General features: G+C 65.1%; 24 protein-coding genes. 13 read left to right on the plus strand and 11 right to left on the minus strand.

Going from position 1 to position 21219, the window contains the following annotated elements; genetic code table 11:
• Window positions 1–663 carry a hypothetical protein gene (locus tag N2602_RS20385; RefSeq protein WP_260379232.1) on the minus strand — a complete coding sequence of 221 codons (663 nt, stop codon included), beginning with the start codon at window positions 661–663 and terminating at the stop codon, window positions 1–3.
• A 1257-nt stretch (window positions 664–1920) separates the two neighbouring features.
• Entirely contained in the window at window positions 1921–5028 is a 3108-nt protein-coding gene (locus tag N2602_RS20390) for a DEAD/DEAH box helicase (protein ID WP_260383690.1), read from the minus strand.
• Between the two features lie 510 nt (window positions 5029–5538).
• Between N2602_RS20390 and N2602_RS20395 the strand changes: the two genes are divergently transcribed.
• Both N2602_RS20395 and N2602_RS20400 read left to right on the plus strand, forming a co-directional pair.
• Window positions 5539–5778, plus strand: a complete 240-nt coding sequence (locus N2602_RS20395) for a hypothetical protein (RefSeq protein WP_260379233.1) — start codon at window positions 5539–5541, stop codon at window positions 5776–5778.
• Between the two features lie 170 nt (window positions 5779–5948).
• On the plus strand, window positions 5949–6194 hold the full coding sequence (locus tag N2602_RS20400) for a hypothetical protein (RefSeq protein ID WP_306557883.1): 246 nt from the start codon (window positions 5949–5951) through the stop codon (window positions 6192–6194).
• Window positions 6195–6198: 4 nt separating this feature from the next.
• On the opposite strand, the gene N2602_RS20405 is transcribed toward N2602_RS20400, so the two are convergent.
• Together N2602_RS20405 and N2602_RS20410 are read right to left on the minus strand one after the other, a co-directional pair.
• Complete coding sequence (locus tag N2602_RS20405; protein WP_172783732.1) at window positions 6199–6591, minus strand: NUDIX hydrolase; 393 nt, start codon at window positions 6589–6591, stop codon at window positions 6199–6201.
• A gap of 109 nt (window positions 6592–6700) precedes the next feature.
• Window positions 6701–7780: an AI-2E family transporter gene (locus tag N2602_RS20410; RefSeq protein WP_373569495.1), complete on the minus strand. Its 1080-nt coding sequence runs from the start codon at window positions 7778–7780 to the stop codon at window positions 6701–6703.
• A gap of 229 nt (window positions 7781–8009) precedes the next feature.
• Between N2602_RS20410 and N2602_RS20415 the strand changes: the two genes are divergently transcribed.
• Both N2602_RS20415 and N2602_RS20420 read left to right on the plus strand, forming a co-directional pair.
• Window positions 8010–8237 (plus strand): hypothetical protein, encoded by a 228-nt coding sequence (locus tag N2602_RS20415; protein ID WP_260379234.1) that lies wholly within the window; start codon window positions 8010–8012, stop codon window positions 8235–8237.
• A gap of 102 nt (window positions 8238–8339) precedes the next feature.
• Window positions 8340–8642 (plus strand): hypothetical protein, encoded by a 303-nt coding sequence (locus N2602_RS20420; RefSeq protein ID WP_260379235.1) that lies wholly within the window; start codon window positions 8340–8342, stop codon window positions 8640–8642.
• Between the two features lie 27 nt (window positions 8643–8669).
• Here N2602_RS20420 and N2602_RS20425 read toward each other — a convergent pair whose 3' ends face one another.
• The 3 genes from N2602_RS20425 to N2602_RS20435 form a co-directional block, all read right to left on the minus strand.
• Window positions 8670–9083: a hypothetical protein gene (locus N2602_RS20425; protein ID WP_172783729.1), complete on the minus strand. Its 414-nt coding sequence runs from the start codon at window positions 9081–9083 to the stop codon at window positions 8670–8672.
• Window positions 9084–9236: 153 nt separating this feature from the next.
• Window positions 9237–9452, minus strand: a complete 216-nt coding sequence (locus N2602_RS20430; RefSeq protein WP_172783826.1) for a hypothetical protein — start codon at window positions 9450–9452, stop codon at window positions 9237–9239.
• A 292-nt stretch (window positions 9453–9744) separates the two neighbouring features.
• The gene (locus tag N2602_RS20435) at window positions 9745–10038 is read right to left on the minus strand and encodes a hypothetical protein (protein ID WP_212257141.1); all 294 of its coding nucleotides are present in this window, start codon (window positions 10036–10038) and stop codon (window positions 9745–9747) included.
• 189 nt (window positions 10039–10227) lie between these two features.
• On the opposite strand from N2602_RS20435, the gene N2602_RS20440 reads away from it, so the two are divergent.
• The 3 genes from N2602_RS20440 (at window position 10228) to N2602_RS20450 (ending at window position 11866) form a co-directional block, all read left to right on the plus strand.
• Window positions 10228–10815: a formyltransferase family protein gene (locus N2602_RS20440; RefSeq protein WP_172783727.1), complete on the plus strand. Its 588-nt coding sequence runs from the start codon at window positions 10228–10230 to the stop codon at window positions 10813–10815.
• Between the two features lie 210 nt (window positions 10816–11025).
• On the plus strand, window positions 11026–11376 hold the full coding sequence (locus N2602_RS20445) for a hypothetical protein (protein ID WP_172783726.1): 351 nt from the start codon (window positions 11026–11028) through the stop codon (window positions 11374–11376).
• Window positions 11321–11866 (plus strand): hypothetical protein, encoded by a 546-nt coding sequence (locus tag N2602_RS20450; RefSeq protein ID WP_172783725.1) that lies wholly within the window; start codon window positions 11321–11323, stop codon window positions 11864–11866. Before N2602_RS20445 ends, N2602_RS20450 begins: the two co-directional genes overlap by 56 nt.
• Before the next feature lie 49 nt (window positions 11867–11915).
• Here the strand turns inward: N2602_RS20450 and N2602_RS20455 are convergent, their stop codons facing one another.
• A complete protein-coding gene (locus N2602_RS20455; protein WP_172783724.1) occupies window positions 11916–12314 on the minus strand; it encodes a RidA family protein in 399 nt (132 codons plus the stop codon).
• Between the two features lie 143 nt (window positions 12315–12457).
• On the opposite strand from N2602_RS20455, the gene N2602_RS20460 reads away from it, so the two are divergent.
• Window positions 12458–13333: a DMT family transporter gene (locus N2602_RS20460; RefSeq protein ID WP_172783825.1), complete on the plus strand. Its 876-nt coding sequence runs from the start codon at window positions 12458–12460 to the stop codon at window positions 13331–13333.
• Window positions 13334–13533: 200 nt separating this feature from the next.
• Entirely contained in the window at window positions 13534–14967 is a 1434-nt protein-coding gene (locus N2602_RS20465; RefSeq protein ID WP_172783723.1) for a caspase family protein, read from the plus strand.
• A 242-nt stretch (window positions 14968–15209) separates the two neighbouring features.
• On the opposite strand, the gene N2602_RS20470 is transcribed toward N2602_RS20465, so the two are convergent.
• Both N2602_RS20470 and cysK read right to left on the minus strand, forming a co-directional pair.
• The gene (locus N2602_RS20470) at window positions 15210–15449 is read right to left on the minus strand and encodes a BrnA antitoxin family protein (protein WP_172783722.1); all 240 of its coding nucleotides are present in this window, start codon (window positions 15447–15449) and stop codon (window positions 15210–15212) included.
• A gap of 3 nt (window positions 15450–15452) precedes the next feature.
• Window positions 15453–16430: a cysteine synthase A gene (gene cysK, locus N2602_RS20475; RefSeq protein WP_172783721.1), complete on the minus strand. Its 978-nt coding sequence runs from the start codon at window positions 16428–16430 to the stop codon at window positions 15453–15455.
• Between the two features lie 218 nt (window positions 16431–16648).
• On the opposite strand from cysK, the gene N2602_RS20480 reads away from it, so the two are divergent.
• Window positions 16649–16867 carry a hypothetical protein gene (locus N2602_RS20480; RefSeq protein ID WP_172783720.1) on the plus strand — a complete coding sequence of 73 codons (219 nt, stop codon included), beginning with the start codon at window positions 16649–16651 and terminating at the stop codon, window positions 16865–16867.
• Between the two features lie 15 nt (window positions 16868–16882).
• Here N2602_RS20480 and tgt read toward each other — a convergent pair whose 3' ends face one another.
• Window positions 16883–18028 (minus strand): tRNA guanosine(34) transglycosylase Tgt, encoded by a 1146-nt coding sequence (gene tgt / locus N2602_RS20485; protein ID WP_260379237.1) that lies wholly within the window; start codon window positions 18026–18028, stop codon window positions 16883–16885.
• 194 nt (window positions 18029–18222) lie between these two features.
• On the opposite strand from tgt, the gene N2602_RS20490 reads away from it, so the two are divergent.
• The 3 genes from N2602_RS20490 to N2602_RS20500 all read left to right on the plus strand — a co-directional run bounded on the left by N2602_RS20490 (window position 18223) and on the right by N2602_RS20500 (window position 21171).
• Window positions 18223–19431: a patatin-like phospholipase family protein gene (locus tag N2602_RS20490; RefSeq protein ID WP_260379238.1), complete on the plus strand. Its 1209-nt coding sequence runs from the start codon at window positions 18223–18225 to the stop codon at window positions 19429–19431.
• 134 nt (window positions 19432–19565) lie between these two features.
• Window positions 19566–20312 (plus strand): TetR/AcrR family transcriptional regulator, encoded by a 747-nt coding sequence (locus N2602_RS20495; protein WP_172783717.1) that lies wholly within the window; start codon window positions 19566–19568, stop codon window positions 20310–20312.
• A gap of 256 nt (window positions 20313–20568) precedes the next feature.
• The gene (locus N2602_RS20500; protein ID WP_172783824.1) at window positions 20569–21171 is read left to right on the plus strand and encodes a PepSY domain-containing protein; all 603 of its coding nucleotides are present in this window, start codon (window positions 20569–20571) and stop codon (window positions 21169–21171) included.
• Window positions 21172–21219: the final 48 nt, after the last annotated feature.

The raw sequence follows: 21219 nt of genomic DNA on the forward strand, positions 1-21219 counted from the left end.
TCAGCTCTCCGGAGCCGCCACCGCAGCCGGCACGCTCAACGGCGCCCCTCCGATCGACACCGGCCCCAGAGGCTTCGGCTCCCGCACCATCCGTTTGCGCATCGCGGCGGAGAGTCCGTAGCGCGCATTCGCTCGTCGAATGGACGACGTGACGTCCGACATCATCACATTCTGCAGGGAGTCGACCTTGGCGATCAGCGTCGACAGCTGCGACGAGATCTTCTTCACGTCGACCCGCTCGTCCGTGATGCTCTGCCGCAGCGACAACAGCACCAGTGAATCCTGCTGCAACAAGGCCGCATTCTGCTGCAGGGCCTGGTTGTTCTCCTGCAGCGAAGCCGTGTGCTGCTGCTGCGCCGACTGGATCTCTCGCAAGACGGCAACGACCGGATCCGGCTTCGGCGCCGGCGCCTCCTGCCGCGGCAGCAGTTCAGCGAGGCTGGCAACATTCAGTGACGGCAGGCCGGAGGGCGACGTATAGATCGCCGCTGCGCCGTTGATGGCCAGGGCACATACCGCGAGCGGCAGGACCGTTTGGCGGCGGGGCCTGATCGGCGGCGTTGGCGCTTCCGGGCCTGCTTGTTCATGCGCGCCTGCTGCGGCTGCAAGGGCGACGGCGTCGAGCTCTTCGGCGAAGCTTGGCGTTTCGAAGGACGTGGTCACGTTCTTGACCTCAATGAGCGAGCGACAGGAAGCCGTCGCCGGAACGTCCTCGCGACGCCTCCCTTACGCAGCACCCATCGACACAACTGTCTAAAATTGTGAGCTTTTCGGATTAATTCCACGTTAGCGGCCCGGCCGGAGACGGCCCGGCGCCCCGGCCGATTACGGATCTGTGCACGGTGCCCGTACGACCACCGCCCATCGCCAATCGAGCAGGAGCAACGCGGCGGCCAGACCGCACAACGGATTTTCCGAAGTTGGCGTACTACCACTGTTTTGCCCGACGGGTCAAACGGAGGCACGTCGTCGAGACACGCGGCGTGACGTAGAGCCGCCCCACTGGTCGCGTTCCGCCGATGCAGAGCCGAGCCTTATGGTAGAAGCACTTAGCTACTGTGCATGGGGTTGTTTTCGCATTTTGAGGCGCTCTCCGCCTCGTCCAGCCCTCCGAACAGCTCCTCCATCCGCCCAACGGCGCTTCGCGCACCGCGCTGTGGTCGGGCGCGATGCGCCGAGCCTGTCTGTTCGCCCTTCGCTCGCAGATTACAAACCCGGCCCTGTCGGGCTCGTAACGCGTTTGGGCGACACGGTCGTTCGTCGCTCGACCCGGGCCTTGGCATCCAGCACCTTGTCTCCAGCCCGTGCGGCTCGCGGCCGATTGACCTGGTCCGAAAGGCTCGAGCCTCGCCCTGACAGACCAACTGCATTGGCGCTTCCTTGAGCCTGTGTTGCCGGCCGGAATCTGTTTTGGGACAACGCCGAACCAGTGGCCTTTTGATCCTCATTGCTCGTGCCGCTCCCGATCGCGCCGATCGGCAGGCCATTTTGAGCGTGACCAGCCCCGGCATTTCTCGCGGCCTGAGCTGCCGCCCGCGACTTCGCGGGCGTTGCCGGCTGAACGTTCGGATTGGTCGGCTCGCTGTTGGTGCCCAGATCTCCGGGCGCGGTGTCCTTCGTCCCCATCCCTGGAGGCGCTGAGGGACCGGCATTGCCCGCACTCGTCCCCATTCCAGAAGGTGCCGAGCCGCCAGTGCTACCTGGTCCCGTTCCCATGCCCGCTCCTGCGGGCCCGGCATTTGCGCCGCCCGCTTGCGCCAGAGCCAACAGACATGAGCTTGCGACAATCGCGACAATGACCGGAGGAATGGCATGTGACATCGGACAATCTCCTTCGCCACGCCCAAATCAACTATAATGGTGGAACAGGGCTTCCGCTACGAATTCGCAGCTGTCCGCGCTGACGAACGCGCGAGCCCCTCACCCCTCGTCCAGCAGCTCGAACAGCTCCTCCACCCGCTCGAACGGCGCCTCCTGCGTTTTGGCGTGATAAACGACGCGGTCGCCATCCCGCTGCAGCGACTTGCCCCGCGACTTCCGCAAGCGTCCTGGCAGGAACGTCGCGGCCGCAGCTTCTGGGCCGACGTCGAGGCGGATGATGCCGCGTCGTTTGCATTCGATCCTGAGCTTGGCCGCGGCGAAGAAGTCGCGAGCCACTTTCGGCAAAGGTCCGAAGCGGCGGGAGGTCTCCTCCTCGAGGTCGTCGAGATCGTCCTCGTCGTTGCATCGTGCGGCGCGGGCATAGAGCTCGAGCCGCACCGGCTCGGACTGCACATAGCTCTCGGGCAGCATGTCCCCGACCGGCAGGTTGAGGTCGGGCACCCACAGTGCAGCCTGCTGCTCGTCGGTCTTCTCCGAAGCCATTTTCAGGAGGTGGCTGTAGAGCACCGGCCCGAATACCTGGACGTGGCCGGATTGCTGTTCAGAGAACAAGTCGCCCGCGCCTCGCAGATCGAGGTCGCGCTCGCTGATGGCAAAGCCCGCGCCCGGCCGGCTGAACTCCTCGAGCACGGCGAGGCGCTTCTCGGATTGTCCGGACTCCGTCTCGGTCAACAGATGCGCGAAGGCGCGGATGCCGCCGCGGCCGACGCGTCCGCGCAGCTGGTGCAGCTGGGCAAGGCCGAACTTTTCCGGCCAGCACACCACGATGGTGTTGGCGCGGGGAATGTCGAGGCCGCTCTCGACGATGTTGGTCGCGAGCAGGACGTCGGCATGGCCTTCGACGAAGCTCATCATGCGGTCGTCGATCTCGTCGGCCGCCAGCCTGCCATGCAGGCAGACGATGCGAAGGTCCGGTGCGACGGCCCGCACCCGCGCCAGCATGGGATCGAGATCCTGGATGCGCGGGCAGATCAGGAAGCTTTGGCCGTGGCGGCGTTGCTCGCGCAGCAGCGCCGAGGCGATGGCCGCATCCGACAGCGGCGCGATCCGGGTCGCCACCGGAAGCCGGTGCACCGGAGGCGAGGCGATCACGCTGAGATCGCGGAAGCCGGCAAGACCGGCGGCCAGCGTGCGCGGGATCGGCGTCGCGCTCATCATCAGCACGTGGACGTTCTTGGCGAGCCCTGCGAGCTTGGCCTTCTCAGCTGCGCCAAAATGCTGCTCCTCGTCGACGATGACGAGGCCGAGATCGTCGAACCTGACGTCCTTGCCGGTGAGCGCCTGCGTACCGATCACGACCTTGATCCGGCCGCTGCGCAGGCCCTCCTTGGTCTCCCGCAGCGCCGCGCCCGAGGTCGCGCGCGACAGGTTGCCGACCTCGATGCCGAAAGGCGCAAAGCGCTTCTGGAACGTTGCGACGTGCTGGCGGGCCAGCACCGTCGTCGGCACCGCGACCGCCACCTGCTTGCCCGACAGCACCACGGCGGCCGCGGCGCGCAGCGCGACCTCGGTCTTGCCGAAGCCGACGTCGCCGCAGATCACCCGGTCCATCGGATGGCCGGACGCGAGATCGTCCAGCACGTCCCGGATCGCCTGGGCCTGGTCGATGGTCGTGAAGTAAGGGAAACGCGCGACGAACTTCTCGTAGGCCGATCCCGGCGGCACCAGCTTTTCGCCGCGCCTCCGCCGACGCTGGCTGATGTGCTTGGCGAGCGCCTTGCCCGCGATCTGGATCTCGCGCTCGGCCTCGCTGCGGCGCGCCCACCATGTGCTGCCGTCCGCCTTGTCGAGCGAAAGCCTGCCGAGCTCGGCCGCGTAGGGCCACATCAAGGCAAGATCGGGCGGCGGCACCAGCACCGCATTGTCGCCGGCGAACTTCAGGCGGATCATCTCGCGCATGGCGCCGCCGCCGGTGTTGACCGTCTGCAGGCCGTCGAGCACGGCAAGGCCGCGCTGGAGATGAACGACCACCGTGCCCTGCTCCGGCGCATCGGCATGGTCGAAGGCCGCGCTCCAGGCGCGCGCCATCGGCTGCGGATGATGCGCGCGGCTGCCGAGCACGTCGGACGCCGTCACCACGACCAGAGGCTTCTTCCCCGGCACGACGAAGCCGGCATCGAGATCGGCGAGCAGCGCCGCCTCGCCGCCCCGCCCGCGCGCGGCCTCCTCCCAGTCTTCGCAGCGCTCCGCCTTGACGCCGCTCATCCGCTCCATCACGCGCAGATCGTCCTCGTGCGCAGCGATCAGGATCAGCCGCGACCCGGCCCGGCGCGTCTCCTCGACGAAGCCGCGCAACGCCTTCCGGGAGGATGTCAGCTTCGAAAACTCCGGGACGCCCTGGAACGGCGCCGTCCGCGGCAGCACCTTCATCCCCTTGGAGAGCCGTTTCCAATCGCTCCGCCCGAGATATTCGCGCTGCCGCTCGCTGCGGGGCGCGGCCTCCTCGATCGTATCGAGCCATCCGTCGGCGTGCGAGGGGACGCTTGCATCGGCGATCCATTTGGCGCCCGCGCAATAGTCGAACAGGCTCGCGCGCTTGCCGCCTTTGCCGGCAAGGCCGAGCCGCTCCGACATGGGATCGACCAGCAGCTCCCTGGTCTCGAAGATGATCCTGTGCTCATGCGGGTCGAACGCCACGATCCGTTTGATCGTGTGCTGGGAATGCTCGATCCGGAACGGCCCCAGCGCGCCCGCCGGAAATATCTCGAAGGTCTGGCCGTGGAATAGCGCCCCGCCCGGATAGTCCGGCTCATCGTCGAGATCGTAACCGAGGGATTCGAGGCGGGACTCGAGGTCGTGCTCGGAGAAGGTGCCGCCCACCTTCAAGCTCAGGCTCAGGCGCGACAGGCTGGCCGGCGGCGGCATGCGCTCCATCACCGCTTCCGCCGTCGATACGAGAAACACCGGCTTCTTGGATTTCGCGAGGCGCCTGAGCACGGAGGCTCTGCGCCCCGCAAGCTCATGCGACGGCTCCAGCTGATCGAACGGCAACGTGTTCAGGCGCGGAAACACCAGCACCTCGCAGGAGGGCTCGAGTGCGTGAATGACGCTGCCGAGCCGCTCCGCCCTGTTCTCGCTCTCGGCGAGAAAGACGATGCCGCTGCGTCCGGACTGCTTCCATTGCGCAAGCAGATGAAGGGCCATCATGCCGAGAGGCGACGAAGACGAGATCGTGGCGCGCTGCGATCCTTTGCTCCTCTTCGGCGGCTTCTTGGTCACGCCTGCCTTCTTGGAAAGCCTCACTTGATCCCGCTTCTGCTCTTGAATCGCCGCAAACTGAACGCGAGCCGCCTTGATCCTCGAATCGGCAGCTCGCCGCCATGCATATGGGATTTGCCCTGCGAGCGCACCCCTCCCCGGCAACGTTCGAGGCGGCGGCCCGATCCCGACGATCTGGCCCTGGTCGCGAGAATGGAGGCACGAAAAAGCCCCAGCGCTTGGAGCCACGCTGGGGCGTTCGTTCAAAATGAATCGGTTAAGCAATGACGTCTTCATAGCAGCGGTTTCGCCGCGCGCTTGTGAACTGGTTCACACGCCCATGAGAGTTCCAAGACCGGCCGATCAGACCACTCCGACCTTCCGGAACGGGCTACCGCGTCGCCCGGTTTGAGCGCGCGCCCGCCGCGCGCTAGGATGTCCGCTTTGACGGAGGCTCATTTGAAACCATTGATTTTCATCAGCGCCGTCGCGCTGCTCGCGACGTTCCCCGCCCACGCACAGCCGCTGGTCGATCCGAACAAGGTCGCTCCCGAATACCGCGAGGCAGCCGAGAAGCGCCGGGCCGAGCAGCTGCGTCAGCGCGAATGCGCGTTGAAGGCCGATCTCGAGAAGGTGCTGCCGAGAGATCGCACCGCCTTTCTCAACCATTGCCTGGAGACGATGGCGGCCAAGCAATAACGGCTGGCCAACTGTTCCAACCGGCGTCGTCCGCGACAGGCAAATGGCTGCCGGCCACAACGGCATTCAAGCTTTCTTCAGACATTTCGGGTCAGCTGACGATCCATCTTCAAAGTGATTGTCATCCGCGCATGAGTTCAGTCCAGATTCAGTGCACGCGGTGCAAGAACGTGTTTCGCGATCGCGCCGGGCGGTTGCAGGACGGCTATTCCAGGCAATGTCCGAGCTGCGAAGTCGTGCTGTTCTTCGCCGAGGATTCTCAACATCCCTTCATCAAGCGGGCGATGCGCAGTGCGCGCCAGGTCCGCAAGGAGATGCGTGAGCTCCAGGCCGCGAAGCTGACGGCCCCCGAGCCGCAGGTGGCGCAGTCGCGGAGATTCGCCGGGCGGACGCGATCGGCGACGCGCGAGGACTAGCAGCTCAGCTTCGCCGCCGCTTGCGGGGAAACAGGCGGTCGCGGATGTAGCGCGAGGTCGCCGTCAGGCGGATGCCGCGGGGCTTCTGCCAGGCGGCGCGGTCGATCTCCTTCTTGTCGCCGATCGCCAGCCTGCCCTTGGCGGACTTGGCGATGAAGATCGCGTCGCTCATCTTGCGGCCGGAGCGCTTGTTCCTCGTCTTCACTTCCTTCCAGAGGCTGATCCTGCCGAGCTTCAGCTTGGGCAGTTCCTCCTTGATCTCCCGCCGCAGGCAGTCCTTCTCCGACTCGCGCGCACGCTTGCGGCCGCCCGGAAACATCCACAGGCCGTCCGACCGGCGTCTGACCAACAATACCTTGCCGCGCCTGGCGGCGACCAGCTTGGAAGACTTCGCCATTGCTGCCGTTGTCGAAAACAGAATCGACCCAATGGTAACTTGTCTAGTCGAACAGACAAGTTAGCGGCGCGCCTTGATCACAGGCCGCGAGCTATCTGGCGGGGCGAGATCAACCCTTCCCCGGCTCCGCCCGGTCCTCGGTCCTGATCCAGGCCATCATCATTTCCCATGCCACCGACAGGATGATCGGTCCGATGAACAGTCCGACGATGCCGTGGGCCAGCGTGCCGCCGATGACGCCGACGAAGATCACGATGGTCGGGGTGGTCAGGCCACGGCCCATGACGAGCGGCTTCAGCATGGTGTCGATGAAGCCGACCAGCACGAAGAACACGGTGAGCAGCAGCGCCGTGGTGACGTCCTTGGCGGTCCAGATCCAGATGATGACAGGCAGCAGCACCAGGAAAGCACCGATCTGCACGATCGAGAGCAGCAGCACGATGAAGGCAAGAAGGCCTGCGCTCGGCACCGAGGCGAGCTTGAAGCCGATGCCGGCGAGCAGCGCCTGCACGATCGCGACGCCGATCACGCCCTGCGCCACGGCGCGGATGGTCGCACCGGCCAGCGAGAGGAAATGCTCGCTCTGCTCCGGCACGATCCGAAACAGGAAGCCGCGGCCGGCGGCGACCAGGCGCGGCCCATGCGGAAACAGGAAGCCCGCCACGAACACCGAGACGAGAAACTGGAGCGTGCCGACGCCGGCATCGCCCGCGAGCGAGAGCAGCGGGCCGGCCAGCGGCTGGAGATACGGCGCCACCTCGCGCACCACCGCCCGAACGTTGTTGTAGGCCTGGTCCCAGAGCTCGTAGAGCCAGGGGCCGACCAGCGGCCAGGACTTGAGCTGCTCCGGGGCCGATTGGAGCACGAGGTCGCCGGTGCCGAGCTGGTGCGCCAGCTCACGCACGCCGTCCACCGCGCTGATGCCGAGCCAGGTCGCCGGACCGATGACGATGCCCAGCGTGATCAGGGTCAGGATCGCGGCTGCGGTCTTGGGCCGGCCGCCCAGGATCTTGGCAACCCAGCTGAACGCCGGATAGAACGCGACCGCCAGCACGCCGCTCCAGGCCAGGATCGGCACGAACGGGCGGATGATCAGGAAGGTCCAGATGATCAGCAGGGCCAGCAGGCCGAGCCGGATCACGAGCTGGATGACGTCCTCTCCCGTCAGCAGCTGACGGAGGCTTTTCACGGGCACAGCTTTCCTTGCGGCATGAACGCAACTTCCGCGGTTGCGGGCTCAGCCGTTATTGCCAGCAACGCATCTGGCGTCAAGACGACTGGCTGCCGGATACCGCATCGGCCGCACTCCAACCGGCCTTGGCTAACGTCCATTAACCGGATTTCCCGGCGCCGGTTTACGCCGCTGCAAACGCTGGTGACTACCTTCCATTCGCAGTCACCGAAACGCATTCCGGACCATGGCCAACAGCATCTGGACGACCGAAGAATTCACCTGTGCGAGTTGCGGCATGAACTACACCGCGACCAAAGAGGAGCATAGTGAGGCCCACAGCGGCAGCTTCAAATGCGGCATCTGCAACGGCGTCGTGCACGCCTGGTCCGGCAAGCATCATTTCTTCGGCTGGCAGGCCGTGAAGACGAAGCCGCCCGTGTTCGGAAGGCGCTGGGCCGGCATCGAGTGGTAAGCCGCCCGCGGTGAGCTGGATCGGCCGAATTGCACCGGCGCCGTTTGGACTCCGTTCACCGATCGCGGCTAGATCAGGACGGACCCCTCCGCTTCGGACACCATGGCCGACCTCAACGCCGTCCTGATCAGGCTCAACGACCGTCTGCTCCGCCTCGAGGGCGAGCTGTTCGTGCTGCGCTCGCTGGCGCGCGCGACCTTGACCGCGGGCGACGACCATGCGGCACGCATGCGCAAGCTGGTCGAGGCCGCAAAAGTCGCGCTCGACGACGAGGCCAAGCGCCCTCTCGACAAGCCCACGCGCAAATATGTCGATGCGGCGACCGCACTGGTGGAGGAGCTGTTGGTCGAGCCGACGCCGGCGCGGCCGCTGTTCACGGTCATCGATGGTGGCCGGCGCGACTAAGCTCGCCCCCCTTACCAGGGCGATGGATTACCGGCCGTACAAGCCAGGCGCGTGGGCGTTGTTCGGGAAGCATTGTCCGCGCGAATAGTTGTAATCGAAGCCGGGCGGGCAAAGTTCGCCGCGTCGTCCGTAGTGTTCGGGAGCGCCATAAGCACCGGGCGCATGCGCCCCGTTTGGATAGCAATGGCCGTTCGTGTAATTGTAATCGTAGCCGCGCGGACAGAGCTCGCCGCCGTAACGGGGCCCGGGATCGCGGGTATAGACACCCGGCGCGTGATGCTCGTTGGGATAGCAGCGGCCGTTCGAGTGGTTGAAATCATAGCCGCGCGGACATTGTCCGCCGGGACCGCCTCTGAATTGAACTTGCTCCACCGTGGGCACCGTCGATGCCGCAGGCACGGTTGCGAATGCAAGCAGGCCGGCCAGCGCAAGCTCGATCATGACGATTCCTCCAAATCACTGGGACAAGGCTCTCAGGTTCACGTCCCACGAAACGACTTGGCCATTGAGACTTGGCCGGCCTGAACCCTGCATGAACCGGGCTCGGGCTGCGACAATGCGTCAGCGCCGAATCCAGTGCACGATGCAGACTTTCTAGCTCGTGGAATTCTCCGCCTTGAGCCGGCTGAGCCCCGCCTCGATGATCGCGATCTCCTCGTTGATCTGGCCGATCGGCAGGCTGAAATCATAGCCGGACCGGCTCTTCAGATCGACTGCGAGCCGCTGCCTGTGCATCATCAGCTCGTCGAGTCCACGACGGTTCTTCAGACGCACATAGGCGTCGACGATCTGCTCGATCGCGTTCGGCATGAAATCTGTCCCGGCGAAACGGCCCGGCGGCGCGCCCACGCCGGCGGACGATTTCAGTGTCGCGGTACGCAATACAAATCCGCGACGGATTCGTCGATACGCCAAGCTGGTTGAGATCGTGTTACCGTTCGATGATTTCGTGATGCGTGGCATGAAAAGGCCGCCGGCGGTGACGCCAGCGGCCAAAGCCGGGTTCGAAAACGGATGCGGGTTGAAATGTCGCCAGCCCCGGTTGGCGCACTTTATCAGCCAATCCGAGATATCTCTGTTAAGAACGAAACACAGGAACCCGTCACGTGCTCTCGTCGATGACGCAGAAATAGGTGCGGGGCAATTTTCGATAGGCCCGGTAACGATAGTACGGCCGGTAGGCGTAGCCGCGATAGAGCGCAGGCGGCTCCTCGCCGTAATAGGCGCCATGATAGAAATTGATCACTGGACCCTGCGCGCAACGGTAGGCGTCCCAAGCCGGCCCTATTGATGGCGCGACCCCGGTCTCGGGCGGGACCGCCGGGTAAGGCCCGCCAGCTTGGGCCGAAGTGGCCGCCATCAGTGTCGCGACGACGAAAAAACCGATGCTGCGCATGCGCTCGCTCCCGAGCCGGTGTCATGCCCGGATGGAAGCACCGGACAGCTCGACCGCGCAATCCCAGAGTTCACGCAACCGGCGCCTGGCGCATTGTTGATAACCCTCGCAAACGTTGCGCGGGTGGTGACAGGGCGTGCGGACGTGTTATCGGGGGATGTACGCAGTTGCGAGACGGATCGGACACCCATGCGCATTACCCTCGTCGGCTCCCGCCATTTCGGCGTGACCACCCTGAACATGCTCCGGGAGCACAGCGTCTCGGTCGTCCGGGTCGTGGTGGCCGATGCCGACGACCGCCTCGCCGCGGCGGCCAAGGCCGCGGGCATCGAGGTGGAGGTGCAAGCCAATCCCAAGCTGGTGGTCGCCTCCGAGATCGCGCCGGACACCGATCTGATCATCACCGCACACAGCCATGCCAGGATCGGCAAGGATGCGCTCGCCGCCGCCAGGTTCGGCGGGATCGGCTATCATCCCTCGCTGCTGCCGCGCCACCGCGGCAAGGCCGCGGTGGAATGGACCATCAAGGAAGGCGACCCGATCGCCGGCGGCACGATCTACCATCTCGCCGACCGCATGGACGCCGGTGCGATCGCCGCCCAGGACTGGTGCTTCGTCAAGAAGGGCGAGACCGCACGGGAGCTTTGGGAGCGCGCGCTGGCGCCGCTCGGGCTCAAGCTGCTGGCCGACGTGATCGACTACGCCAAGGTCCACAAAGCGCTGCCCGCCAAGGCCCAGGACGAGCAGTTCGCGACCTCCGCGCCGAGCCTCTCCTAGGCCAAGCTCCCTGAGTCAGGTTTTCCCGAGTCGTCCTGACGTTTACCCTTAACGTGAGGGGCCTTTGATTCCACTTCGGAAATCGAAGCCAAAAGGGCAAATAAACCATTGTTCCCACAGGAACAATTTTCGTTTTGGCATCGCAACAAATTTCCGTCACATTTCGTCCGAATAAGCGTCAGGATCTCAGACACGTTCAAGGACGAATTCATGCGTTTTGGTCGCATTGCGGTGTTCTGTGCCGCCTCAGTTTTCGCCGGCACCCTCGCCGCCCCCGCCTTCGCCCAGAATCCCTATGACGGCAATTGGCAGGTCACCATCGTGACCAAGAGCGGTTCGTGCGAGCCGACCGCAAGCTCCATGCTGACGGTTGCCGACGGCAAGATCACCGCGCCCGGCGCTAACGTTTCCGGCACCATCGGCAGTGGGGGACTTGTGAAAGTTTCGATCAATGGTGCATATGCCAACGGTCAACTCAGCGGCAACGCCGGATCGGGGAAGTGGAATGGAGCATCTGCAGGCATACCGTGCAGCGGGCGGTGGGAAGCATCGCGCCAATAAGTCAATTGAGGCTCGCGCCCGGAACCGGCGGCTGCTGATCGCGGCCGCCGTTTTGTTTGCGGCAGGGATCGCCAATACCCAAAGCAAGGCCCAGTCCGGCCCGTTCGCCCCGCTGGCGGGCAGCTGGAGCGGCGCTGGTACGGTCACGCTGGATGACGGCTCCACCGAGCGGATCCGCTGCCGGGCCAAATACGCCCCGATCGGACCGACCATGGAGATGTCGCTGACCTGCGCCAGCGATGCCTACAAGTTCAATCTCGGCGCCAACGTGAAGGCCGAAGGCGGCGCCATTGCAGGGAGCTGGTCCGAGACCAGCCGCAATATCTCCGGTTCGCTTCAGGGCCGCGGCGCCGGCGGAAATTACGAGCTGGTGGCCTCCACCGCCGGCTTCAACGCCAACATCTCTCTGAAGACGTCCGGCAACAAGCAGAACGTCACGATGCGCGCGGACAGCCAGTTCCGCGGGGCCAGCATCTCGATGTCTAAGTAAGACGCCGGGTGATGCGACGATCGATCCGGCGACCCCGCCGGGTCGAAATTTATGTGCCGGGCACGAACGCCGTGACCTCGATCTCGACCTTGGCACGCTCGTCCACGAGGCCTCCGATATAGAGCAGCGTCGAGGGCGGAAAATTGCGCCCGAGCGTTTCCTTCCAAGCCGCGCCGATGCCGGCACCTGCCGCTTCGTACTCGGCGCGGCTGGTCAGGTACCAGGTCAGGCGGACGATGTGCTCGGGGCCGGCGCCGGCCTCGCCCAGCAGCTTGACGAGCCGCTTCAGTGCAGTCGCGACCTGGGCCGCCATGTCGGGCGCGTAATTGCCCGCCTCGTCGCCGCCGGTTTGGCCGGCCAGAACCACCCACCGGCCCGGCCCTTCCACCACGACGCCATGGGAAAAGCCGCGCGGTTTTTTCCACTCGGCCGGCTGCAGGATGCGCATGGGCAATCTCTCCCGATGTTCTCGTTGTTGTTCGTTGATGCCTTAACACGCCGCCCTGCATCGCTGCATCCGCAGATTTGGCCGTTGCAAACGGCGGCAATGTCGCCGATACCGGCCGCCCCTTCGTATTCCACCCGCCGCAAATGAGCACCACACCGTCGAAAATGATGGCTGCACTGTGGATGGCCGGTTGGCTGTCACTGATGCTGGTCATGGCGGTGGCCGGGCGCGAGACCACGCGCGAGCTGAATGTTTTTCAGATCATGGAAGTGAGGTCGCTGGCCGGCTTCGTGTTGCTGTCACCGATCATCTACCGCGCCGGCGGCTTGAAGGTGCTCAAGACGTCGCGCCTGCCGCAGCATGTCGCCCGCAATCTGGTGCACTATGTTGCGCAGCTCGGCTGGTTCTTCGCACTGACGCTGATCCCGATCGGCCAAGTGGTGGCCATCGAGTTCACCATGCCGATCTGGACGGCCCTCCTCGCGGCAAGCTTCCTGTCCGAGCGGATGACACCGTGGAAGATCGCCGCCATCGTGCTCGGCCTCGTCGGCGTCATCGTCATTGTCCGACCGGCGGCCGGGGAGATCAATCCGGGCCAGCTCATCGCGCTTGGCGCGGCCATGGGATTCGGCGTCTCGATGGCGCAGGTCAAATCGCTGACCCGCACCGAGAGCGCGCTCTCGATCCTGTTCTGGATGCTGGTGGTGCAGTCGGTCGCAGGCTTCGTTCCGACGCTTTTCGTCTGGACCTGGCCATCGCTCTATGTCTGGGCCTGGGTCGGCGTGATCGCCGTCTGCGGCACGTTCTCACATTATTGCCTCGCAAGCGCGATGCGCTACGCCGACGCGACGATCGTGGTTCCCATGGACTTCCTGCGGGTTCCACTGACCGCAACCGCTGGTTGGCTGCTGTATTCCGAACGGCTCGATGCCTGGACCGTGTTCGGCGCCGCGCTGATCCTGTTCGGCAATCTCCTTAACTTGAAGCCGGCTTCGCCGGTTCCCGCCCGCGCACGGTGAACCTGGCGCCGCCCCGCGCGACAAAACCAAGTGGCCATGTGATTTGGATCACGCTGGAGCGACACTCCATCGTGCACATTCGGCCACACAGCAGCGGGTTGCCGCAACGGACTGCCGTTTTGGTGGCGCGAAGTCGGGCACTTCGTGTAGGTTCGTTGCCAATTTGTTGCTGCCTGCAATTCGATTCTGGGGATTTCAGAATGCGCTATCTCACCCTCCTCGCTTCGCTGATGTGCGTGGCACTGTCGGTCAGTGCCGCCAAGGCCGACCGCCGCGTCGCCTTCGTGGTCGGCAACGGCTCCTACAAGAACGTCGCGCAATTGCCGAACCCGCCGATCGACGCCAAGGCGATGGCTTCGACGCTGCGCAATGTCGGCTTCGAGGTGATCGAAGGCTCCAATCTCAGCCGCGACCAGATGACGGAGAAGCTGCTCGATTTCGGCCGCAAGGCGCAGGGCTCCGACATCGCGCTGTTCTACTATGCCGGTCACGGCATCGCCGTCAGCGGCACCAACTACCTGCTGCCCGTCGACGCCGACATCAAGTCGGAGATGGACGTCAAGCTGGGCGCCGCCATCAACATCGACCTGACGCTCGAGCAGACCATGGGCGATGCCAAGGTCAAGCTCGTCTTCCTCGATGCCTGCCGCGACAATCCGTTCGCCGCCAAGATCAAGTCGAATTCGGCGACCCGCAGCGTCAACGTCCAGAGCGGCCTTGCCGAGATGAAGTCCGGCGAAGGCACGCTGATCGCGTTCGCCACCGGCCCGGGCCAGACCGCGCTCGACGGCCAGGAGGGCAATAACAGCCCGTTCACGCGTGCGCTGATCGACAACATCACCAAGCCCGGCGTCGAGATCCAGCAGGCGATGACGTCGGTGCGCGCTCAGGTCAATGAGGAGACGCGCAAGGGCCAGCTGCCCTGGGGCCACACCAACCTGACCGGCTCCGTCTACCTCAATCAGGCCCCGACCACCCAGGTTGCCGCCGCGGCCCCGACCGCGACCGGCATCATGCCGGCGGCGACCGGAGGCTCGGACGGCGTCGAGCTGGAATATTGGCGCTCGGTCAAGGAGTCCAACAAGCCCGAGGAGCTCAACGCCTACCTCACCGCCTACCCGAACGGCCAGTTCAAGGCGCTGGCGCTGGCACGGCTTGCGGCGATCAAGAGCGGCCCCTCGACCGCGACCCGCACGCTCAACGCCGGCGTCGATCCTGCGACCTTCACCGACGAGGCCACCCAAGTCACCGAGGACCAGATCGGCCTCGACAAGAACAAGCGCCGCGACGTGCAGCGTCGGCTCACGGCGCTCGGCTTCGACATCAACCAGACCGGCACATTCAACGACGAGACCCGGTCGGTGCTCAAGCGTTGGCAGACGGCGCGCGGCTATCCCTCATCGGGTTACCTCAACAAGCTTCAGCATAAAGCTCTGCTCTCGGAAGTCGTGGCTGCCCCGGCGACGGCGAGCGACACCAGCCAGAAGGCCGCCCGCCGCGCTGCTACCGCCCCGGCTCAGAGCAGCGCGCCCGCACCGGCTCCCCAGCCACGCAGCAATCCCGGCGATGCGGCCGGCGCGGCCTTCGTCGGCGGCGTCGTCGGCGGCATGATGGGCGGCATGTTCCGCCGCTGAGACGGACGCCGATCTCAGAAGACAAAAGCCCGGCTCGCGCCGGGCTTTTTCGTTGGTATGGACGGTGTTGCAGCATATTCCGTCATTGCGAGCGCAGCGAAGCAATCCAGAATCTTTCCGCGGAACAAGTCTGGATTGCTTCGTCGCAAGAGCTCCTCGCAATGACGAGGATAGGGATGCGCGCCAAGCGGATGTCACAGTCCGCGGAGAGACGCCGCTGGTCCGACATGCCGGGTCGGAGCCTATTTCCCCGCCGCCTTGCGCAGCGCCTCGTTGATGCGGTCCTGCCAGCCGGGACCGCCCTCCTGGAAGAACTCCAGCACGTCCTGGTCGATCCGCAGCGTGACCTGCTCCTTGATGCCGGGAACGGCGTTTTGCTTGGGCGGCGGCGCGGCGACCTTCGCCGTCACTTTCTTGAACGCCGCCTCGGCTTCCGTTCTGGCATCGCCAAGCGTGCGCGGCCGCCTCGGTTGATCTGCCATGTCTCAGATCCCCTCAAACAGAGCCGTTGAAAGATACCGCTCGGAGAAGGACGGCACGATGGCGAGGATGGTTTTTCCTGCAGCTTCCGGCCGCTTGCCGATCTCGAGCGCGGCGGCGATCGCGGCGCCCGAGGAGATACCGCCCGGAATGCCCTCATGCCGCGCCAGCGCGCGCGAGGTCTCGATGGCCGTGGTCGAGTTGATCTTCACGATCTCGTCGATCACGGCGCGGTCGAGGATGTCGGGGACGAAGCCGGCGCCGATGCCCTGGATCTTGTGCGGGGTATGCTGTCCTCCCGACAGAATCGGGCTCTCCTCCGGCTCGACCGCGACAACACGCAAGCCGGGCTTGCGCGGCTTGAGCACCTGGCCGACGCCGGTGATCGTGCCGCCGGTGCCGACGCCGGCCACGAAGAAGTCGATGCTGCCGCCGGTGTCGTTCCAGATCTCCTCCGCGGTGGTACGGCGGTGCACCTCGGGATTGGCGAGGTTCTTGAACTGCTGCGGCATCACCGAGTTCGGCGTCGTCCTCAAGAGCTCCTCGGCCGCCGCGATCGCGCCCTTCATGCCTTGCGCCGCCGGCGTCAGCACCAGCTCGGCGCCGAGAAAGGCCAGCATCTTGCGTCGCTCGATCGACATCGATTCCGGCATCACCAGCTTGAGCCGGTAGCCGCGCGAGGCCGCCACGAAGGCGAGCGCAATGCCGGTATTGCCGGAGGTCGGCTCGATCAGCACGGTGTCGGGCTTGACGATGCCCGCCTTCTCCATCGCGATGATCATGGCCGCACCGATGCGGTCCTTCACGCTCGCGGCAGGATTGAAATATTCAAGTTTTGCCAAAATGGTCGCGTTCACGCCGTGCATGCCGGGCAGCCGGCGCAAGCGCACGATCGGCGTGTTGCCGAAGGCATCGACGATCGAGTCGTAGATCCGGCCACGGCCGGGTTGGTGCGCTGCACCCGTGTTGGACGATGCGTCCATGATGAACTCCCTGAGGCGACGATCTGCACGTCGCGGCCTTGCGCAGTTACGGACAGCTTGCGGCGACACGCAAGCGGCAATGCAGCACATGTTAAATACGCTGCATCGCAAAATCACGTGAGCTCTAATTAGCAGAAAACCAACGCATTTGTGTTGCGACCTCGTCAACTGATTCTGCTTATGTTAGACTTAGGTCTTAAAACAGGGAGGTCAGCACGATGTCAGCAGTTGCTGAAGTGATGTCGACCGTAACGCTAAGGCGTGATCCGCGTTGCAGTGAGTTGCCGACCTGTCCCGTCTGCGCCGACTCCATGGTCGCCGCTGAAGCATCTGCCTACGTCTCGGACCACATGATCAGCTATCTCTGGACTTGCGACAATTGCGGCTACGGCTTCGTGACCAAGCATGCCGTGAAGCGGCGGATCGTGTGCAACTGAGTTTGGACCGTTGATCTAGCGCGGGGCGATATCGCCCCTCGCCCAGTCCGTGCGCGTGCGCTGATAGAACTCCTCGAAATTTCCGTGTGCGATCGCGTCCCTGATGCCCTGCATCAGGAACTGGTAGTATGCGACATTGATCTCGGACAGCAGCATCGCCCCCAGCGTCTCGCCCGCCTTGACGAGATGATGGAGATAGGCGCGCGCGCAGTTGCGCGTCGACGGCCATGAGCTCTCTTCATCGAGCGGGCGCGGATCGTCGGCATGGCGCGCATTGCGCAAATTCACCTGGCCGTAGCGCGTGAACGCGACGCCGTGCCGGCCATTGCGCGTCGGCATCACGCAATCGAACATGTCGATGCCGCGCTTCACCGCTTCGAGGATGTCGTCGGGCGTGCCGACGCCCATCAGATAGCGCGGCCGCTCCTTCGGCAGCAGCGGCGCGGTCTCGTCGATCATCGCCAGCATCACCGCCTGCGGCTCGCCGACGGCAAGCCCGCCGATCGCATAGCCATGGAAGCCAATCCCGACCAGGCCTCTCGCGCTCGCATGACGAAGCTCGGGCACGTCGCCGCCCTGCACGATGCCGAACAGCATGTAGCCGTCCGGGGCGGTCTCGAAGGCGCGCTCGCTTCTCTCGGCCCAGCGCAGCGACAATTGCATCGCGCGCTCGATATCGGCGCGCTCGGCGGGCAGCCGCACGCATTCATCCATCTGCATGGCGATGTCGGAGCCGAGCAAACGCTGCACCTCGATCGAGCGCTCCGGCGACAGTTCGACCTTGGCGCCATCGATATGCGAGCGGAAGGTGACGGCGTGCTCGCTGACCTTGCGCAAATCCGCCAGCGACATCACCTGGAAGCCGCCGGAATCGGTCAGCATTGGTCCGTTCCACCCGGTGAACTTCTGCAGGCCCCCGAGCGCCGCGATCCGCTCGGCGCTCGGACGCAGCATCAGATGATAGGTGTTGCCGAGCACGATGTCGGCGCCGGCATCGCGCACCTCGCGCCAGTGCATGCCCTTCATGGCACCGGCGGTGCCGACCGGCATGAAGGCCGGGGTGCGCACCACGCCATGCGGAGTGGTCAGCCGCCCGGTGCGTGCGGCCCCGTCGGTGGCGAGCAACTCAAAGTGATTGGGAAGGTCATTGTCGGGATTCATGGCGGTGCTTATTGCGTGTCGGAGGAAGCCGATCAACCCGCCAAGCGGCGCTAAAGCCCGGTTGGTGCTTCAGACTGGGACACCGTCCAACGCACGGAATGTGTTCCGCATACTTGTCAAACAAAACGATACAGTGTAGTTTTATCCTTGGGGGCTGGACGAGATGCCGCGGCGTAACTTGCCGGCGGCGGTAGATGCGTGATCGCCAGCCACCGACAATGCCGTACCCTTCGTGTTCGACCGACGCATCCGCCTCCTCGCGTGACCGGATCAGGCAGATTGGCCTCGGCCTGATCGGATTGGTGGTCCTGATCTGCAGCCTGTCACTCGGCGCCTGCACCTCCCTGCCCCGCACGCCCTACACGGCCACTGAGGCCAGCGTCTCGCGCGTGCTGAATATCGACGGGCTCAGGCGCTACGCCGACGAGCCGGTTACCAGGTTCAGCTTCGAGAAGGACTACAGCACCGCGACGAGAACCTATCTCGCCCTCTCTGGCGGCGGCGCTGACGGCGCCTATGGCGTCGGCGTGCTCAACGGTTGGACCGCAGCGAGAACCCGCCCCACCTTCTCGGTCGTCTCGGGCGTCAGCACCGGCGGCCTGATCGCGCCGTTTGCGTTTCTCGGACCGCAATATGACGACACGCTGAAGGAGGTCTACACCAGCGGCATCGCGGAGAGCCTCCTGAACGACCCCAGCATCATGCGCGTGCTGTTCGGATCCGGCCTGTTCGGCAACACCCGGCTGCGCGAGCTCGTCGCGCGCTACGTGGGGCCCGAGATCATGGCGCAGGTCGCGCGCGAGCACGCCAAGGGCCGCAAGCTGCTCGTGGTGACAACCGACCTCGACACGCAGCGCACCGCGATCTGGGACATGGGCAAGATCGCCGCGGTCGGAACGCCCGAGGCGCTCAAGCTGTTTCGCGACGTGATGGCGGCCTCCGCCAGCATTCCCCTGGTGTTTCCGCCCATCATGATCGATGCCGAAGGCCAGGGCCGCAAGTTTCAGGAGATGCATGTCGACGGCGGCGTGACGGCGCCGGTGCTGACCCTGCCGGAAGCTCTGCTGTTCCAGAGCGGCCGTTTGCCGGGCAATGCGAAGATGGACATCTACATCCTCGTCAACAAGAAGATCGAACGCAATTTCGAGCTGGTGTCCAACGGCACCATCGACGTCGCCTCACGCAGCCTGTCGGCGATCACCCAATCGCAGACCCGCTCGATCATCTTCTCGACCTACGATTTCGCCAAGCGCAACCGCCTCGGCTTCCATCTCTCCTATATCGCGCGCGACTATCCCGCCCCGCCGTCGGAAGGGTTCGATACCGCCTATATGCGGGCGCTGTATCAGTACGGATACGAGAAGGCTGCAACCGGCCAGGCCTGGACCTCGACGCTGCCGTAGGCCGGCACGAGGGAACGAGGCCCTATCGAGACCGTTGACGATACGGCCATTTCGGCCAGATTCGCGATGACGCCCCGGTTGCTGCGCGTTATAGAGCAAAGACGACCGTCAGAAACGCGCAGGAATCATTGGGCATGGGATTGACTGCGACCAAGGCAAGACCGGCAGCGCCACGGCGCGAGGTGCCGAAATCGCGCGGCGGCCGGCCGACCAAGACCGCCGCGATCGAGCGCGATCAGCGGCTGATCGAGGTCGCCACCCGCCTGTTCCTGGACCGCGGCTTCGATGCGACCTCGCTCGATGCGGTCGCGGAAGCGGCGCGGGTCAGCAAGCCCACCGTCTATTCCCGCTATGGCGACAAGCGCGGCCTGTTCGCCGCCGTGCTGAGGCGCGAGATCGAGCGCTGGCTTGCGCCGCTGTCGGCGGCGGCGGAGACGCAGCTCTCCAGCGCCTCGAACATTCCGGTCGAGCAGCGGCTGGTCGAGATCGGGCGCGAGATGCTGACCTTCACCTGCGGCCCCGATGCCGTCGCCTTCAGCCGCATGATGACGGCGCAGGCCATCAACTTTCCCGACGTCGCCAAGCTCGGCAAGGAGGAAGGCTGGCTCAAGGCCGTCGCCACCACGGCGCGCTTCTTCGACCATCTGGTGGCGCAAGGCGCGCTCGATGTCGAGGACACCACCATCGCAGCCGAGGTGTTCCTCGACGTCGTCGTCGGCCACACCCACCGCATGGCGACGTTCGGAACGGCGCTCGAGATGAAGTCCGCCGAGAAGCGCATGCGCGCGGCGATCAAGCTGTTCCTGGCGGGCGCGCTGGGACCTGCCGACCGCGTCCAGGGCGGCCCGAAACTCACGCCGCGGCGCCGCTCCGCCCGCTGACAATTCCGTGAGCTTGCGGACTTTCCCCGAGGCGGATGGCGTGGCGTCATTGACCGAAACAAAACGATACGGTATGGTTTAATTATAAGTCGGTACGGGCCGCTTTTTCACCAGCCCCAAAGAGGTCCGGACCGCTTCGATCGCCATTGCGGGTACAGTACAGCCTGCCGCGGCGCTCGGCGGCCGGCCGATGCCCAAGGCCGGCCGCGAATTCTTTACGATCATCCGGCACACTCGCTGGCCGAGGGTTTCGAGCATGACCACTGCCAAACGATGGACCTCGTACCTGCTTGCGGTCGCAATGCCCGCGCTGCTCTTCGCCGCGCCGGTACAGGCCGTCGTGACCGCGAGCACGCCGACCGCGCTTCACAGCGACACAGATGGTGATGCCGAAGCGGACCGCCAGGCAGTCAGCCGCGAAATAGAGCGATTCCGCGGCTCGTCGATCACGATCAGCCAGGCCATGGCGATTGCCGAAGCCCGCCATGCCGGCGCCACCACCGCCGATGTGAGCTTCGACGGCGGCTCGGGCGTGCCGGTCTACCGGGTAAAGACCCTGCACAACGACCGGATCTGGCGCCACACCATCAATGCCGCGACGGGCGAATTCGTCGGCGGGGAAGCCGCCCTCCCCCTTACCGAGCTCGACCGCGAGGACCGCAGCAACCTCGCAGCGCTAGGTGCGATCAGGCACCGCCTCTCCGATGCCGTGCGCGTCGCCGAGCGCGCCGCTGCGGGCAAGGCGATCAGCGGCGGGCTGGTCCGCGAACGCGGCCGGCTGAACTTCTCGATCGTCGTCGTCAGCGGCGACGATCTCAAGGAGGTCACCCTGGAGCCGCCGGGAGCCAAGGCGAAATAGCGGGTGCGAAATAGCGGGTGCCGAATAGCGGCACGCCGCCCGCGGCAT

The organism is Bradyrhizobium sp. NC92 (assembly GCF_025200865.1).
Lineage (GTDB): Bacteria > Pseudomonadota > Alphaproteobacteria > Rhizobiales > Xanthobacteraceae > Bradyrhizobium.